General features: G+C 41.3%; 16 protein-coding genes and 1 pseudogene. 12 read left to right on the top strand and 5 right to left on the bottom strand.

The window, feature by feature from the left end; all coding sequences use genetic code 11:
* Positions 1 to 70 precede the first annotated feature (70 nt).
* The 5 genes from glmS to NF865_RS00580 all read left to right on the top strand — a co-directional run bounded on the left by glmS (position 71) and on the right by NF865_RS00580 (position 5,712).
* A complete protein-coding gene (gene glmS / locus NF865_RS00600; protein WP_253304721.1) occupies positions 71 to 1,876 on the top strand; it encodes a glutamine--fructose-6-phosphate transaminase (isomerizing) in 1,806 nt (601 codons plus the stop codon).
* Between the two features lie 11 nt (positions 1,877 to 1,887).
* Complete coding sequence (locus NF865_RS00595; RefSeq protein ID WP_253304720.1) at positions 1,888 to 4,740, top strand: peptide transporter; 2,853 nt, start codon at positions 1,888 to 1,890, stop codon at positions 4,738 to 4,740.
* A 110-nt stretch (positions 4,741 to 4,850) separates the two neighbouring features.
* A complete protein-coding gene (rpl7ae, locus tag NF865_RS00590; RefSeq protein ID WP_253304719.1) occupies positions 4,851 to 5,222 on the top strand; it encodes a 50S ribosomal protein L7Ae in 372 nt (123 codons plus the stop codon).
* A gap of 71 nt (positions 5,223 to 5,293) precedes the next feature.
* On the top strand, positions 5,294 to 5,506 hold the full coding sequence (locus tag NF865_RS00585) for a 30S ribosomal protein S28e (RefSeq protein WP_253304718.1): 213 nt from the start codon (positions 5,294 to 5,296) through the stop codon (positions 5,504 to 5,506).
* Between the two features lie 5 nt (positions 5,507 to 5,511).
* A complete protein-coding gene (locus NF865_RS00580; RefSeq protein ID WP_004067239.1) occupies positions 5,512 to 5,712 on the top strand; it encodes a 50S ribosomal protein L24e in 201 nt (66 codons plus the stop codon).
* 93 nt (positions 5,713 to 5,805) lie between these two features.
* Here NF865_RS00580 and dnaG read toward each other — a convergent pair whose 3' ends face one another.
* On the bottom strand, positions 5,806 to 7,203 hold the full coding sequence (gene dnaG, locus NF865_RS00575; protein WP_253304717.1) for a DNA primase DnaG: 1,398 nt from the start codon (positions 7,201 to 7,203) through the stop codon (positions 5,806 to 5,808).
* 3 nt (positions 7,204 to 7,206) lie between these two features.
* Positions 7,207 to 7,606: pseudogene (locus NF865_RS00570) on the bottom strand (toprim domain-containing protein).
* 280 nt (positions 7,607 to 7,886) lie between these two features.
* Between NF865_RS00570 and trmBL2 the strand changes: the two are divergent.
* Positions 7,887 to 8,681 carry an HTH-type transcriptional regulator TrmBL2 gene (trmBL2, locus tag NF865_RS00565; RefSeq protein ID WP_253304716.1) on the top strand — a complete coding sequence of 265 codons (795 nt, stop codon included), beginning with the start codon at positions 7,887 to 7,889 and terminating at the stop codon, positions 8,679 to 8,681.
* On the opposite strand, the gene NF865_RS00560 is transcribed toward trmBL2, so the two are convergent.
* Genes NF865_RS00560 through NF865_RS00550 form a run of 3 tightly spaced genes read right to left on the bottom strand, consistent with a single transcriptional unit; the run spans position 8,678 to position 9,934 of the window.
* Positions 8,678 to 8,887, bottom strand: a complete 210-nt coding sequence (locus NF865_RS00560) for a winged helix-turn-helix transcriptional regulator (protein WP_253304715.1) — start codon at positions 8,885 to 8,887, stop codon at positions 8,678 to 8,680. The two genes, trmBL2 and NF865_RS00560, sit on opposite strands and share 4 nt — an antisense overlap.
* Positions 8,884 to 9,204, bottom strand: a complete 321-nt coding sequence (locus NF865_RS00555; protein ID WP_253305689.1) for an Sjogren's syndrome/scleroderma autoantigen 1 family protein — start codon at positions 9,202 to 9,204, stop codon at positions 8,884 to 8,886. Before NF865_RS00555 ends, NF865_RS00560 begins: the two co-directional genes overlap by 4 nt.
* Before the next feature lies 1 nt (position 9,205).
* The gene (locus NF865_RS00550) at positions 9,206 to 9,934 is read right to left on the bottom strand and encodes an arginase family protein (protein ID WP_253304714.1); all 729 of its coding nucleotides are present in this window, start codon (positions 9,932 to 9,934) and stop codon (positions 9,206 to 9,208) included.
* A 133-nt stretch (positions 9,935 to 10,067) separates the two neighbouring features.
* On the opposite strand from NF865_RS00550, the gene hxlAB reads away from it, so the two are divergent.
* From hxlAB to NF865_RS00520, 6 genes are read left to right on the top strand one after another with little or no spacing between them, the layout of a single operon-like run.
* Positions 10,068 to 11,288, top strand: a complete 1,221-nt coding sequence (gene hxlAB, locus NF865_RS00545; protein ID WP_253304713.1) for a bifunctional 3-hexulose-6-phosphate synthase/6-phospho-3-hexuloisomerase — start codon at positions 10,068 to 10,070, stop codon at positions 11,286 to 11,288.
* Between the two features lie 5 nt (positions 11,289 to 11,293).
* A complete protein-coding gene (locus NF865_RS00540; RefSeq protein WP_253304712.1) occupies positions 11,294 to 12,049 on the top strand; it encodes an FtsZ/tubulin family protein in 756 nt (251 codons plus the stop codon).
* Between the two features lies 1 nt (position 12,050).
* The gene (locus NF865_RS00535) at positions 12,051 to 12,695 is read left to right on the top strand and encodes a TIGR02253 family HAD-type hydrolase (RefSeq protein WP_253304711.1); all 645 of its coding nucleotides are present in this window, start codon (positions 12,051 to 12,053) and stop codon (positions 12,693 to 12,695) included.
* Entirely contained in the window at positions 12,692 to 12,871 is a 180-nt protein-coding gene (locus NF865_RS00530) for a hypothetical protein (protein ID WP_253304710.1), read from the top strand. The genes NF865_RS00535 and NF865_RS00530 overlap by 4 nt, the downstream gene beginning before the upstream one ends.
* A 3-nt stretch (positions 12,872 to 12,874) precedes the next feature.
* On the top strand, positions 12,875 to 13,690 hold the full coding sequence (locus NF865_RS00525; RefSeq protein ID WP_253304709.1) for a DUF4392 domain-containing protein: 816 nt from the start codon (positions 12,875 to 12,877) through the stop codon (positions 13,688 to 13,690).
* 6 nt (positions 13,691 to 13,696) lie between these two features.
* A complete protein-coding gene (locus tag NF865_RS00520; protein ID WP_253304708.1) occupies positions 13,697 to 14,311 on the top strand; it encodes an HD domain-containing protein in 615 nt (204 codons plus the stop codon).
* Positions 14,312 to 14,341 lie beyond the last annotated feature (30 nt).

The following is a 14,341-nucleotide window of genomic DNA, read 5'->3' as shown; positions in this document are numbered from 1 at the left end:
ACAGTTTTATGGAAATCCTTATTAATTAGCTAGACCATTACGATTTACAGTACAAAGAGGGGGCACCACAATGTGCGGTATAATAGGATACATTGGAGACAAAAAAGCCGCTAAAATCCTTGTAGAAGGTCTTAAAAGATTAGAATACAGAGGGTATGATTCAGTTGGGATTGTAACGGAAGAAGGCGAGCTTTTCATAAAAAAAGGCGCCGGAAAGATTGATGAACTTAAAGAGAAGCTCAAACTTTACGAAATGCCCGGCAACAGAGGTATCGGTCATACGAGGTGGGCGACCCATGGAATTCCTAACGATATCAATGCTCATCCTCATACCGACTGCACGGGAAAAATAGCGGTTGTTCATAATGGAATAATTGAGAATTACCTCGAGCTTAGAAGTGAGCTTGAGAAAAAGGGGCATAAATTCAAGAGCGACACAGATACAGAGGTAATAGCCCATCTACTTGAAGAGTTTTTGAAGGACTCGCCAACTTTTGAGGATGCCCTTCGCAAGGCGTTGCTGAAGCTTAGGGGGTCATTTGCCCTTGGAATAATGTATACCGAAGATAAGGAGCATCTGTACTTTGTCAGAAACGAGAGCCCCCTAGTTCTTGGAGTTGGAGAAGGAGAGATGTTTGCTGCTTCAGATATTCCAGCTTTCTTGCCCTACACAAATAAGGTCGTGTTTTTGGATGACGGAGAATATGCGATGGTTAGTAAAAACTCATTTACAGTGAAAGACCTTAAGACCGGAGCTGAAAAGAAAAAAGAAGTCCAAGAGATTAATTGGACTCTCGAAATGGCCGAAAAACAAGGTTATCCCCACTTTATGCTTAAAGAGATCCACGAACAGCCGAAGGCGGTAAAGGAAGCAATTTATGGTAATTTGAAAACAATAGAGCAGGTAGCAAGAGAAATAGCAAAGTACGAAAAGATATTTGTTGTGGCTATGGGGACTTCATACTATGCTGGAATCGTTGCGAAATACCTCTTGCAGAGACTGGCAAACAAAACTGTGCTTGTTGAGGAGGCGAGTGAGTTTAGGTATGAGTTTGAGGACATAGTCGATAAGGACTCTCTCGTGATTGCCATAACACAAAGCGGAGAGACAGCTGACACGCTAGCGGCAATAAAATTAGCTAAAAGAAAGGGTGCAAAAGTTCTCAGCGTTGTCAACGTTGTTGGAAGCATGGCCACTAGGCTGAGTAATCTCGTAATTTACACCCACGCCGGCCCAGAGATAGGTGTAGCGGCAACCAAGACGTACACAACTCAGCTCACAGTTCTAACAATGCTTGCAATAGCGTTGGCTAAAATACTCCACACTGCTGATGAAGACTACCTTAAGAAGCTCGAAAGAGAACTTTTGGAACTTCCGAAATATATTGAGGCAGTTCTTGGATATGAGAATAAGATAAAATCCCTCGCCGAAGAGCTGGTAGATAAGAGAGACTTCTTCTACATAGGCAGGGGAATCAACGTGGCAACAGCTCTGGAGGGAGCTTTGAAACTTAAGGAAATAAGCTACATTCATGCAGAGGGCCTTTCAGCTGGGGAACTTAAGCATGGTCCTCTAGCGCTTATTGAGGAAGGAGTTCCTGTTGTTGCCATTGCTCCCAGTGGAAAGACATTTGACAAGATGATATCCAACATACAAGAGGTTAATGCAAGAAAAGGCCTTGTAATAAGCTTGGGCGATAACAAAGAGCTTGAAAAAGTCAGCAAAATCTTTTTGAAGATGCCGAAAATAGATGAACTTTTGAGTCCTATCGTGTATATAGTACCGCTTCAATTACTTGCTTATCACTTGGCTGTGTTGAGGGGTAACGACCCTGATAAACCTAGAAATCTTGCAAAGTCAGTTACCGTTGAATGAGGTGATTGGATATGGTTGGAACAAAGGTTAAAGAAAAAACTAAAGGCGAAAAATCTTCCTCTTTAGATTTTTCGAAGATCAAGCTTTACGTTTTTCCCGTGCTTGTGGTGATTATTGCCTTTATCGGCTACAAGATTAGAGCTGTAACGGGAGAGACAAAATACTTCATAGATCCCGATACGTTCTATCATTTTGAGATATACAAGCTTGCAATAAAGGAATGGCTTCCCAAGTATTATCCCTTAGCTGATGCCCCGTTTGGTGCTCTCATTGGGGAGCCTCTAGGTTTATACATAATTCCAGCATTGCTTTACAAGTTCCTCTCTCTGTTTGGGCTGGAAATGATACAGGTATTCAAGATGTGGCCACCGCTTGTTGGGTTTTTCAGCATAATCGGGGTCTACTTCCTAGGGAAAAAACTCCATTCAGAATGGGCAGGACTTTGGGCAGCTTTAGCAATGATGTTCTCAATAGCACACTGGACAAGAACCTTTTCAGGAAACGCCAGAGGTGATGGGCCGTTTTTGATGTTCTTTATCTATGCCGTTCTGTTCATGCTGTATTACCTCGAATCCACAGATGTCAAAAGGAAATCTGTATTCGGAGCCCTCTTCGTAGCCTCCGGAGTTACGATGCTTTCGGTATGGAATGGTTCCCCATTTGGTCTCATGGTGCTCTTGGGGTTTGCGAGCGTGTATGTAATTGTGGCGTTTGTCTTTGGGAAGATTGATGAGGTAAAGAGGTTTGTTAAGGAATTTTACCCTGCGTATTTGGCGATACTGCTCCTCGGCTATGCATTGACTCCGAGCGGAATCGTGAAGGTTGGGGGACATATAAAGTTCGCCTTTGAGGCTTTCCTCGGCTTGATGCTACTCACGGCAATAATGCTTTATGGCGGCAAATATCTCAACTACTCTGACAAAACCCACAGATTCGCGGTTGTTGCAGTTGTAGTGCTCTTAGGCTTTACTGGGGCTTACCTTTATGTGGGTCCAAAGCTATTCTCACTCATGAGCGGTGCCTATCAATCAACTCAGGTTTACGAGACTGTTCAGGAGCTTGCAAAGACGAAATGGGACGATGTTCAAAGGTACTATTCAATAAAAGGAACCGACGGAACACTATTCCTCCTCTCCCTTATTGGAATTGCAATAGTTGTATTTAGGTTTTTAAGGGCTTTAACGCAGAACAATGTGGACGAGAAGAGCTTGTTCATTTTGGTCTTCTACGGACTCTCAATATACCTTATGTGGACAGCAGTAAGGTTCCTATTCCTCGCTTCAGGAGCGGTTTTGCTAACTTTTGGAATTCTTATTGGAGAGCTGTTTAAGATAGTGGAAAACATGCAGGAGAAGGCATCGACAAAAGCCCTCTATGCTCTATTGTTAATCATCTTGTTTGTCCCAATTCCTGTAGTGGGAGCAAACACTACCTACAATTCAGCGAAAGTTAGCGGAGAGGCAGTAAGTCCAAGCTGGGAAGAAACCCTCAAGTGGCTTAGGGAGAACACGAACGAATACGATACCGCTACTTCTTGGTGGGATTACGGCTATTGGATTGAAAGCTCTCTCCTTGGAAATAGGAGGGCAAGTGCGGATGGAGGTCACGCGAGGGATAGAGACTACATAATAGCACGCTTTTTGGCAAACGATGGTACAAAGAGTGAAGTTGATTTCGAAAGCTGGCAGCTCAACTATTTTATTGCATGGATTCAAGACTGGGCTAAGTTTAACGCTATAAGCTATCTTGGTGGAGTAATAACAAGGGAGGAAAGAGACAACAGGGGCATGATACTACCATTTACGCAAAAAATCGGAGAAAACGCTTTCTACAGCCCCTACGGGCTTCAACTCCATATAGTGGAGCAAGAAGGCCAGAAAAAGGCAGTAATAACAGTGGGCAACCAGCAAGGAGAACCCGTACAGACGGTAATTATACAAACCGGGGAAGTTATTGAAGGAAAAGGAGACTTTCCGTATGTGGTTTATGTATTCCCGAACTATGCGATGGCTGTTTATTATAAAGTGGCAACAAGCAACTTCCTAAAGCTCGCATTTGGTGTTCCCGTAAGCATTGAAGCAGACTTTACACAAAAGCTACTCTCCAACTTTAGGCTCGTAAAGAACACTGGAGATTTGGCAACTTATGAATTCGTCCCATTTGGGGTTTATAAAATCGAGATTTATGAAAACAACACCTGGAAATCAGTTTCAAAGCTTACTCCCGGAGAGTACAGGGCCAAGCTTTACATATCTGCATTTGGAAGAGACGTTAAAAACGCTACTATAAAGCTCAGGGCTTACGATGGGAATAACCTCGTAAGTGAACAAATCATAGCCCAAAACGTTAACATCAACTATCTAAACGAGACCCCAATAGAGGTTACACTCAAAGTACCAAACGCCACAAAATACCAGCTCGTTCTTATCCAGAAAGGTCCCGTTGGAGCTCTTACAGAAGCTCCCAAGGTAAACGGTAAGATTGTTAGCCCAATAAGAGTGTTGAATGATGGACAAAGCGGAGAACTTGAATTGAAAGCTGGGTTCAGAAAGGACTACTCTAAGCTAGACCTTTACCTTAGGGCCACAGTTATATACCTGGTAAGGACTCAGGGGGAGAGTAGGGATGACCCCAAGGCTGCGTTTGAACCCCATATGGATATAATCCACTATGAAAAAATTGCAAGTGGGCTAAGCACCTCCAATAGGGAAGTTTACTTCAAAGGACAGGCAAGTCTTCCAAAAGTTGTGCAGCCTTATATAGAGAAACTCAAGAGCGAATACGGAGATAAAGTAGAGATAAGGGGAATAAGAGTCGAGCCAGTGTTTATAGCAGATAAGGAATACATAATATATGAGGGGTGACTTCCCCACTTTTCTTCTTTTTGCTTTTCTTAAGAAGGAAAGATTTAAAAAGCAAGTATCCTTCCCTAACTTGATGACTCGATGAACGATGAAGTTTGGAGGGATGTAAAATGGCGAAGCCAAGTTACGTAAAGTTTGAGGTTCCAAAGGAGCTTGCGGAAAAAGCACTCGAGGCAGTTGAGATTGCAAGAGATACCGGAAAAATTAGGAAAGGTACAAACGAGACAACAAAAGCCGTTGAGAGAGGACAAGCAAAGCTTGTAATAATTGCAGAGGATGTTGACCCAGAAGAGATCGTTGCCCACTTACCAGCTCTCTGTGAGGAGAAGGAAATACCATACATCTATGTTCCAAGCAAGAAGGAACTTGGAGCTGCTGCTGGTATTGAAGTCGCAGCCGCAAGCGTTGCTATAATCGAGCCTGGAAAGGCTCGCGAACTCGTTGAAGAAATTGCAATGAAAGTAAGGGAGCTCGCTAAGTGAGCTCCCCTTTCCTTACTATCATTTGAAATAAGCGAGCTTTCATTATTATAATTTGGTTAGAGGTGTGAGAGATGTCAGATGAGGGATATCCCGCAGAGGTCATTGAGATTGTAGGAAGAACTGGAGTTACCGGTGAGGTTACTCAAGTAAAGGTTCGCGTTCTTGAAGGAATGGACAAGGGTAGAGTTATTAGAAGAAACGTCAAGGGTCCAGTCAGGGTTGGTGACATAGTCATCCTTAGAGAGACAGAAAGAGAAGCAAGAGAAATTAAGGCAAGAAGGTGATGTAAATGGCAAGATGGAACGTATGTTCATACTGTGGAAAGGAATTCGAGCCGGGAACTGGAAAGATGTATGTCAGAAACGATGGAAGAGTATACTTCTTCTGCTCCAGGAAGTGCGAAAGGTACTTCTTCATGGGTAGGAACCCGAGAAAACTCAAATGGACAAAGGCTTTTGAAGAGGCAAGGCTCCAGAGAGCCAAGAAGTGACTCTTTTTATTTTTTATAAAAACTCATTTTAAAAAGCAATTTCTGGTTATGACTGGTTATGGAATGTAAATAAAAAAGAGAAGAAGAGGCATTTCATTCTGCAAAGGTTATTATCTTAAGATCTATAGGTCTTCTAACAACATTGCTTTTTCTTGCGCCTATTAAGTATTTGACTCCCTTCTCGCTTACTATATCGATAAGTCTCTGGGTTATAATCCCGTTAAACACTATTGCGTGCACGTTTTCTTTGTCGTTTAGGGAGGTAAGCAAGTCTCTTACTGGTATTTCTGCAATCACGTTTTTGTTCTCATCCAAGAGAATTGCTGTGGAGTCCTTTTTCACTTTCTCAATCCATCCCTTGAATTCTTCTAGTTCGGGAGCTTTGGGCGGTTGTATTGGCTTTACAAACTTTTCTTCCCTCGCTGGGGGCTTTACTTCAACTTTTGTCTCTCTTACGGTTTCTTTTTGAGGTTCAACGGCCTTTTCTGTTTGTCTTGGTTCTGCGGGTTGTTGCTGGCTGGCTCTTTGTTGTTCTCTCTCCTTAACAATTTCGTAAAAGCTCTTTCCTTTGGCAAAGAGCTCATTTATAACTTGCTCTGCTGGAACTTTGCTTCTTAGTGCCTTTATGATTTCTTTCTTCGTTAATTCTTCAACTTCTTTTCCTTCTGGGGCTCTAGCCACGTAATCAATATCTGCCACCTGGAGAAGTTCCTTTAATATTAGCTCTCCTCCCCTATCTCCATCTGTGAAAGCTGTAACGATTCTCTCTTTGCTGAGTTTTATTATTGTCTCTGGCACGGATGTTCCCTCAACGGCTATGGCGTTCTTGATTCCATGCTTTAAGAGATTAAGCACGTCCGCTCTGCCCTCAACCACAATTATTGAATCTGAGAATGGCACATGCGGACCAGCTGGAAGCTTCTCTGGACCATATTCAATGAGCTCCTTGGCTCTTACTTCCTTCTTGACCTCCTCAGTAATTTCCTGTGTTTCTGGAATTTCCTCTTCCATAAGGGTTTCAAGTATTTCCTTTGCTCTCTCTATGATGTATTTCCTCTTCGTTGCCCTGACGTCCTCGATTCTTATTACTCTAATTCTGGCTTCTGAAGGTCCTATTCTATCTATTGTTTCTAAGGCAGCTGCTAATATTGCAGTCTCAACTCTGTCTAAGCTGGACGGAATTGTTATTGTTCCGTAACTTTTTCCAGCCCTTGTGTGAACTTCAACTTTGATTCTTCCTATTCTCCCAGTTTTTTGAAGTTCTCTTAAATCCAAATCATCTCCAAGCAAACCTTCAGTCTGTCCAAAAATAGCACCTACAACATCAGGCCTTTCCACAATACCGTTGGCCTCGAATTCTGCGTGAATTACATATTTTGTTGTTCCAAAATCATCCTTTGCAGCCATGCTATCACCTTCTACTCCTTTCTTTTTTAACATTCTTTGCTTCTCAAGCAAAATTTGATGGATTGTGGCCTTTTTTCTTTTCAATCCTTACCCCTCCTTTCGGGGGTCAGAAACGGAGATCCCTAACACGAAGGTAAAGGGAGTACAGATCCTCAATGCCCTTAATGTCCTTTTTTGCTATCTTCTTGAGCTCTCTTCGCGTCTCTGTATCTACTCTGCACTTATACCCTTCCAAATATTGGACTAGCTTTCTTGCAAGTTCTTCACCTTTTCTGTCGAAATCTGTTAATATCATGACATCATGATAGTGAGAGGCTATTAGGGCAATCTCCGCCAATGGTAAGCGGGAGAGCTTGATTATCTCCGTTCTGACCCCCAATTTCCGTAAAGCTACCTCGTCTCGCATTCCTTCCACGAGGATAACACCTTCAAACTCTCGCAACCTATTTATAATTTGCTCAAATCTTTTATAATTTTCGGCGTACATGTTGCCGTCATGATGGTGAGAGTTCGACAGCATTATAAAGTTTTGGGAAGTGAAGACTAGGTAAAGCGTGCACTTTGTTTAAACACACTAAGCTATAATAAAGTTATACATAAATTCATGTTACGTGTTCTGTTGTGTATTCTTAACTACTCTAATAGTAACAAAATTGCATATTTATGCAGTCAAAATAAAATTACAATTAGAAAAAGTGCAACTAAACCCAATAAGAAAAAATTTATATAGATTGTTGGCTATTTTACAAATATAAGAGGTGATTAAAATGGTGAAAGAAAGAATGGTAGAACTTTTGCAGGAACATTTTGAACTGAATTTATATGAGGCTAGGGCATACGTTGCACTAGTTGGCTTCGGAGTTCTTACACCAGCAGAGCTTGCAAGCGTTTCAGAAGTGCCAGCTCCAAGAACCTACGACGTTTTGAGGAGTTTGGAAAAGAAAGGTTTTGCACTAAGCCAGCCAGGAAAAGCTAACAAGTACAGACCAGTACATCCTAAAAACGTTCTTGAGAAGTTTATTGAGGACTGGCAAGAGAGAGTCAAAGAAGAACTTGAAGCCAAGAAAAAAGCTAAGGAAGAGCTCCTAGAACTAATGACCCCACTAATAGAAACTGAAGTTCCTAAATATGGTGTCGAGAGAGTATGGGTAGTCAGGGGTATCAGGAACTCGACTCTCAAGACTCAAGAGATGTTTGAAGAAGTTGAAAAAGAAATACTGCTGGCGGACAATGGTTACATTGCGGCAAACCTTGACGAGGAGATAACAAAGGCCATCGATAGGGGAGTTAAAGCAAAAATAATAGTGTCCAAACAGATGCTTCCAAGGATTGAGACATCAAAACTAATGGACTACTACAAAGAAGGAAAGCTCGAACTTAAGGTGCTTGACAAGATAGAACTCCCCATGCTAATATGTGACGAGGAAGTGTTCTTTGCTTTGGAAGATTTGGCAGCAAGGTACTTCAATTACGAAACCCAAGTATGGATAAAAGACTTCAGAGTAGTTGAGCTCTTTAAAGGAAAATTCAATGAATATTGGGAAAAAGCAGAGAAAGTTTAGATATACTTGAACTCTTCCTCCTCTTTGCTTTTCTCTTTCAACTTCCAAAAGATTTTTCCGTCTCTCTCGAAGCTTTCAACCTTTCCCTGTTCCCGAAGTCTGAGTAAGAATCTTCTGGTCTCAGCTAAACTCATGCCAGTCTCTTTTGCGATTTCTTCAGTTGTCATTTCTTTTGTCAAAACATTTAAAATTTTCAGGTGCTTCATCTTATCTCCTCCATCTTCTTATATTTCTCCAACAATTCTACTATCATTTTCATAACTTCTAAGTGCTTTTTTAATTCATCTATGTCGTCGGGAAGGTTATTTGCCAATACCTTCAGCTTTTCCAGTAAACTTTCTTCAATACTCTTTAATTCTGTACTTTCTTCTTTTTTTCTGTGCTCGCAAATTGGACAAAAAACCCTTCCGTTTAGTTCAAAGAGAGGGGATCCGCATTTTGGACAATGTTTATCAAGCATTTTTGCCCCAGATAAGAGAAGTGGGGTTATTATTTCCCTAATTTCTCTGTCGCTTAGTGCCATTTTACTCACCCATGAGTGCTGTGTAAACCTCAATTAAAGCTTTTTTTCCAAGTTTTGATCTTTTTATCCTGTCTGAAATCTCCGCTATATCGCATGCTATTATTTTGAAGTTTTTCTTGATCTCCTCTATAAGCCCCAACAACTCTTCTAGGCTAAGTTCGCCATGTTGGAATCTGGCGATTTTGTACTCTGGCTTTAAAACGTCCATGTCAACTGTTAGGTAAATTTCTTCTCCAAGATATCTCCGCATGGTAGCGATTATTTCCTCTATCGGAGATGTTTTTAGGCTTTTATACGCTTTCCACTTTCCTCTTGATCTCTTGCTCCTCGGAAGTGCGGGAAAAATTTTAACCCTTCTTGTCCATAAACTAGTCCCTTCAGTTGTTGGTATCATCAACACAGGTCCAACTACTGCTGCACGGTTTACTGCTTTCTCCTCCAGAGCATAAGCGAGCCAAGAACCATGGTCAAGGTAATCATGCATTAAATCAGTATGGGCGTCAATGCTTATTATAGAGGGAGGCTTTATCCTTTTGATTATTCCATATGTTGCCAGATGTTCCCCGATAATATAGCATTTGTCTAGTGGCACTCTATCTGCGAGCAGCTCCACGTTATTTGATTCAACTATCATAAAATCATCTATTAGTTTGTTCCTTTTTAGTAACTCTATAGTATACATAACTCCCTCTTTATTGGGTTTCTCTCCGAAAGGAATAAATGTAACCATTTCTTCTCCCCAAGGCTATTTTCGAGTCGTCCCTTTTAAATTTATAGCTAATTGCCATCTAGTCGTAGAAGAGTTAAAGTTAAAAGCACCCAATTTGATGTTAACTTGAATATCACCGAGGAGGTAAGTCAAGATGATCTTGCAGGTGGCGCTTGATTTAACTGATATTGAGCAGGCGATTTCCATAGCAGAGAAAGCTGCTCGTGGTGGAGCTCATTGGCTTGAAGTAGGGACTCCTTTAATAAAGAAAGAAGGTATGAGGGCAGTAGAACTCATGAAGAGAAGATTCCCAGACAGGAAAATTGTGGCAGATTTAAAAACTATGGACACAGGTGCTCTTGAAGTTGAAATGGCAGCAAGGCATGGTGCTGATGTAGTCTCAATCCTTGGAGTTGCTGATGACAAAACAATAAAAGATGCCGTAGCAGTTGCGAGAAAGTACGGAATAAAAGTAATGGTCGATTTAATTGGCGTTAAAGACAAAGTGAAGAGGGCCAAAGAACTTGAAAAAATGGGTGTGCACTACATCTTAGTCCACACAGGTATAGATGAGCAAGCTCAAGGGAAGAACCCCTTGGAGGATTTAGAAAAAGTTGTAAAAGCTGTAAAAGTCCCAGTTGCTGTAGCGGGAGGCTTAAATTTAGAGACAATCCCAAAGGTTATTGAAGCGGGGGCTACCATTGTAATCGTTGGTAGTGCAATAACAAAGGCAAAGGATCCTGAAGAAGTTACCAGAAAAATACTTGATCTGTTCTGGGGTGAATACATGGTCACAATAAGGAAAGCAATTAGGGATATTACCGAACACATAAACATGGTCGCTGACTCTTTAAAGCTTGAGCAAGTCAGGGGAATGATAGACTCAATGATAAGTGCAAACAAGATATTCATCTACGGTGCTGGAAGGAGCGGTTTGGTTGGAAAAGCCTTTGCAATGCGCCTAATGCACCTTGACTTTAACGTCTACGTCGTTGGTGAGACAATTACTCCCGCTTTTGAGGAGGGTGACCTCTTAATTGCAATCAGTGGAAGCGGTGAAACAAGAACGATAGTAGATGCTGCTGAAATCGCAAAGAAGCAGGGTGGAAAAGTTGTTGCTATAACCTCCTATAAGGACTCAACCCTCGGAAAACTTGCCGACGTTGTGGTAGAAATTCCGGGAAGAACAAAAGCCGACATTCCAACGGATTACATAGCAAGGCAAATGCTCACTGAATACAAGTGGATTGCTCCAATGGGTACACTCTTTGAAGACTCAACAATGCTGTTTTTGGATGGCGTCATAGCACTGCTAATGGCAACGTTCCAAAAGACCGAGAAGGATATGAGGAAAAAGCATGCAACCTTAGAGTGATTTACATGTCCTCTTTTCCTTACATTTTTATTGGAATTGGGAACAACGGGGGCAAGGTAGTTCAAAACATTGGTATAGAAGGAGCTTCAAAGGTGGTAATAAACCCAACTTATTATTTGCTTGGAAAGTCTTCTTTTCGTCAGAATCTCAAGGATTTATTCTATAACATTCCGGAAGATACCATTTTGTGGTTTATACTTGAAAATAAGCCCGTAAATATTGAAATAATGCAGGTTATTCTCGAATACCTGCCGGAAAAACCTCTTAAATTAGCGTATATTCTCACCCCTCAAAAGGAGCTTGTTCACGAAGAAAAACCCCTGTGGGCAGAGAACTTTGATACAATCTTTTATGACTCGCTGTGGGAGTTTTTAGATGAATACACTTCTTCTTCCCTTGACTCGGCATTCCAAATGGCCGCTAGGAGCATAGGGTTAATGTTTACAAGACTCCACTACTACTTGGAAAACCAAATGCTGGTTAACGTTGATTACGCTGATTTCTTCACTATGATAAAAGGAAGCAACATAGGTATACTCCGCCTTTTGAGGAAAATTGATTTCGACTGGCACTGGGGAATATGGGACAAAGGCTTGGTAAACATCTTAGTAGGTGAAAAAGTTCCTCTGAGCTATGCCCACAAAATACTCGAAACGTTTCAAAAGCTCTTGAAAGAAAAGGATATAATATGGGGAATAAAAATGGAGGAGGGGTTAGAGAATAATGTGGAAATCCTTTCGTTGTTAATCAAGAGGTGGTAAAATGGAAGCCATCTTTTTTGACATAGATGAAACACTTTTAAGTGAAATGCCGCTTGTGATGCTTTTTCTTCCACAGGTTTATGAGATGCTTTCAAAAAAGTTGGGAATTTCCAGAGGAGACGCTCGATTAAAATTCCTTAGAGAGCTTTCTGAGAGAAGGAACACTTACGAATGGCATGACTGGAACTTCTTTTTTGAGAGCTTTGGACTGAATTTTAAATATGAGGAACTCTTGAGGGCATATCCCCACAAGATTCGTGTTTTCCCTGACGTGAAGCCGACTCTGGAATGGTTAAAAGAGGAAGGGTACAAGCTCGGTGTAATAACCAGCGGTCCAGAATACCAGAAGTTAAAGCTGAGAATAACGAAGCTTGATAAGTACTTTGATGTGGTTGTAACTAGAGACGACGTAAAGACCGTAAAGCCCGATCCTAAAATATTTTTATATGCCTGTGAGAAACTAAATGTTGATCCACAGGACGCCATGATGATTGGGGATAATCTTTATCAAGATGTTTATGGGGCAAAAAATGTTGGAATGCTTGCAGTATGGATAAATAGGGATGAATCGGAAGATTATAACTTTGCAGATTTTGAAATTAGGGGCCTTTATCAGTTAAGAAAAATCCTGGGGGGTTTAAGATGAGGGAGGTATTCAATAAAGAGGGGATCTTCATCAAATATGAAGAAAAAACTGTAGAGCTTGAAAGCGGTGATAAGTTGACCCACAGGCAAGAAATTCCAACCGAGCTATGGTGGCTTCTCAAGGAGACAATAAAAGGTAAGAAAGTTAGGATAATAGCATACGAAATCGAGGAATGAAGTATGATAGCACATCTAATAAACACCGATCTCTATGGAAGGAACGTCATTAGGCTTTATCTTGAATACCGCAAACGCAACTTTGACTTTCTAAAAAATGCTACCTCTTTGTTTTTGGAAAACATTGACAGAGTTTTAATTGTTTCCTGCTTTCCAATTCCTCCCATGCAGATACCTGAAACAGATGGCCCTCCTGGGGCCTTGGCACTTTACAGAACCGTTGAAAAATTAGGAGGAAAAGCTGAGATATTAACGTGTAAAAAGATTCAAGAAGCTCTTAAAGACTTCAAAATTGACTTTGCTCACGCCTCTTTGGTAGAAAACTATTCCCTTTTGGTAAGCGTCGAAACACCTGGCAGAGCCAAGGACGGGAAGTATTACTCCATGAGCGCCCTAGAAATAGAAGTACCTCCATTTGATGAGCTGTTTTTGAAAGCTAGAGAACTTGGAATTCCCACAATTGGAATTGGGGACGGTGGGAATGAAATAGGTATGGGAAATATATGGGACTTGGTTTGTAAGCACATAAAATTTGGCGAAAAGATAGGTAGCGTTGTTGAGGTTGATGCTTTAATCCTCTCTGCAGTGTCTAACTGGGGTGCTTATGGACTAATTGCTCAGGTATCTGTTGAACTTGGGGAGAACATGATAAAGGATTGGATTGAGGAAGAAGAGAAAGTTTTGAAAGCCCTGGTTTCTTCGGGAGTTATAGATGGAATTACCAAGAGACCAGAGCTTAGCGTTGATGGCATCCCTCTTGAAGTCCATAAAAGCTTTTTAACCATGCTTAATTCAATCGTTGAAAATAAAATCGGGTGAAGTGGCATGAACATCGAGGAATACATACAAGACAAAGAGAGTATAAACCTGATTAAAAAGGCTGAAGAGCTGGCTAAAAACTTCTTTGAACGGGAAGGAACACATGGATTTTCCCACGTAAAAAGAGTTTTCAACCTCTGTTTACATATTGGAAAGGCAGAAGGAGCAGATTTGGAAGTTTTGGCTTTGGCAGCGTTGCTTCATGATATTGCTAGACCTCTAGAAGATAAGGGGATTGTTGAGGATCATGCAAAGGAGAGCGCAAAGATTGCTCGCAGGTTTTTGATGTCGCTCAAGTATCCCAAAGTCGACGAAGTAGTTCATGCAATCGAAGCTCACCGCTTCTCAAGGCCACCAGAACCCCAGACGCTCGAGGCGAAGATCCTCAGTGATGCAGATAAGCTTGATGCAATAGGGGCAATAGGTGTCGCGAGAGTTTTCATGTATTCGGGAGAGCACGGAAGAGATATAGACGCTTCTATAAAGCACTTTGAAGAGAAAATATTAAAGCTCAAGGATTTAATGTACACAAAAACTGCGAAGGAATTAGCTGAAGGAAGGCACAAATTTGTTGAAGAGTTTATCGAGAGACTCCTCAAGGAGATTGAAGGAACGCTCTAAGGAGCCGATATTTGCCTTAATTTTCTTACG

It is taken from the genome of Thermococcus aggregans, from assembly GCF_024022995.1.
Classification (GTDB): domain Archaea; phylum Methanobacteriota_B; class Thermococci; order Thermococcales; family Thermococcaceae; genus Thermococcus_A; species Thermococcus_A aggregans.
Note: the sequence above shows the minus strand (reverse complement) of the source record. Positions and strands in the feature narration are given on the sequence as shown.

Bases quoted from the DNA above. Each gene is read 5' to 3' on its own strand.
- NF865_RS00560 (WP_253304715.1), bottom strand. From the start codon at position 8,887: ATGAAGCACCTGAAAATTTTAAATGTTTTGACAAAAGAAATGACAACT.
- NF865_RS00550 (WP_253304714.1), bottom strand. From the start codon at position 9,934: ATGGTTACATTTATTCCTTTCGGAGAGAAACCCAATAAAGAGGGAGTT.
- NF865_RS00555 (WP_253305689.1), bottom strand. From the start codon at position 9,204: ATGGCACTAAGCGACAGAGAAATTAGGGAAATAATAACCCCACTTCTC.
- glmS (WP_253304721.1), top strand. From the start codon at position 71: ATGTGCGGTATAATAGGATACATTGGAGACAAAAAAGCCGCTAAAATC.
- NF865_RS00540 (WP_253304712.1), top strand. From the start codon at position 11,294: ATGTCCTCTTTTCCTTACATTTTTATTGGAATTGGGAACAACGGGGGC.
- NF865_RS00535 (WP_253304711.1), top strand. From the start codon at position 12,051: ATGGAAGCCATCTTTTTTGACATAGATGAAACACTTTTAAGTGAAATG.
- NF865_RS00525 (WP_253304709.1), top strand. From the start codon at position 12,875: ATGATAGCACATCTAATAAACACCGATCTCTATGGAAGGAACGTCATT.
- trmBL2 (WP_253304716.1), top strand. From the start codon at position 7,887: ATGGTGAAAGAAAGAATGGTAGAACTTTTGCAGGAACATTTTGAACTG.
- NF865_RS00530 (WP_253304710.1), top strand. From the start codon at position 12,692: ATGAGGGAGGTATTCAATAAAGAGGGGATCTTCATCAAATATGAAGAA.
- NF865_RS00580 (WP_004067239.1), top strand. From the start codon at position 5,512: ATGGCAAGATGGAACGTATGTTCATACTGTGGAAAGGAATTCGAGCCG.
- rpl7ae (WP_253304719.1), top strand. From the start codon at position 4,851: ATGGCGAAGCCAAGTTACGTAAAGTTTGAGGTTCCAAAGGAGCTTGCG.
- NF865_RS00595 (WP_253304720.1), top strand. From the start codon at position 1,888: ATGGTTGGAACAAAGGTTAAAGAAAAAACTAAAGGCGAAAAATCTTCC.
- NF865_RS00520 (WP_253304708.1), top strand. From the start codon at position 13,697: ATGAACATCGAGGAATACATACAAGACAAAGAGAGTATAAACCTGATT.
- NF865_RS00585 (WP_253304718.1), top strand. From the start codon at position 5,294: ATGTCAGATGAGGGATATCCCGCAGAGGTCATTGAGATTGTAGGAAGA.
- hxlAB (WP_253304713.1), top strand. From the start codon at position 10,068: ATGATCTTGCAGGTGGCGCTTGATTTAACTGATATTGAGCAGGCGATT.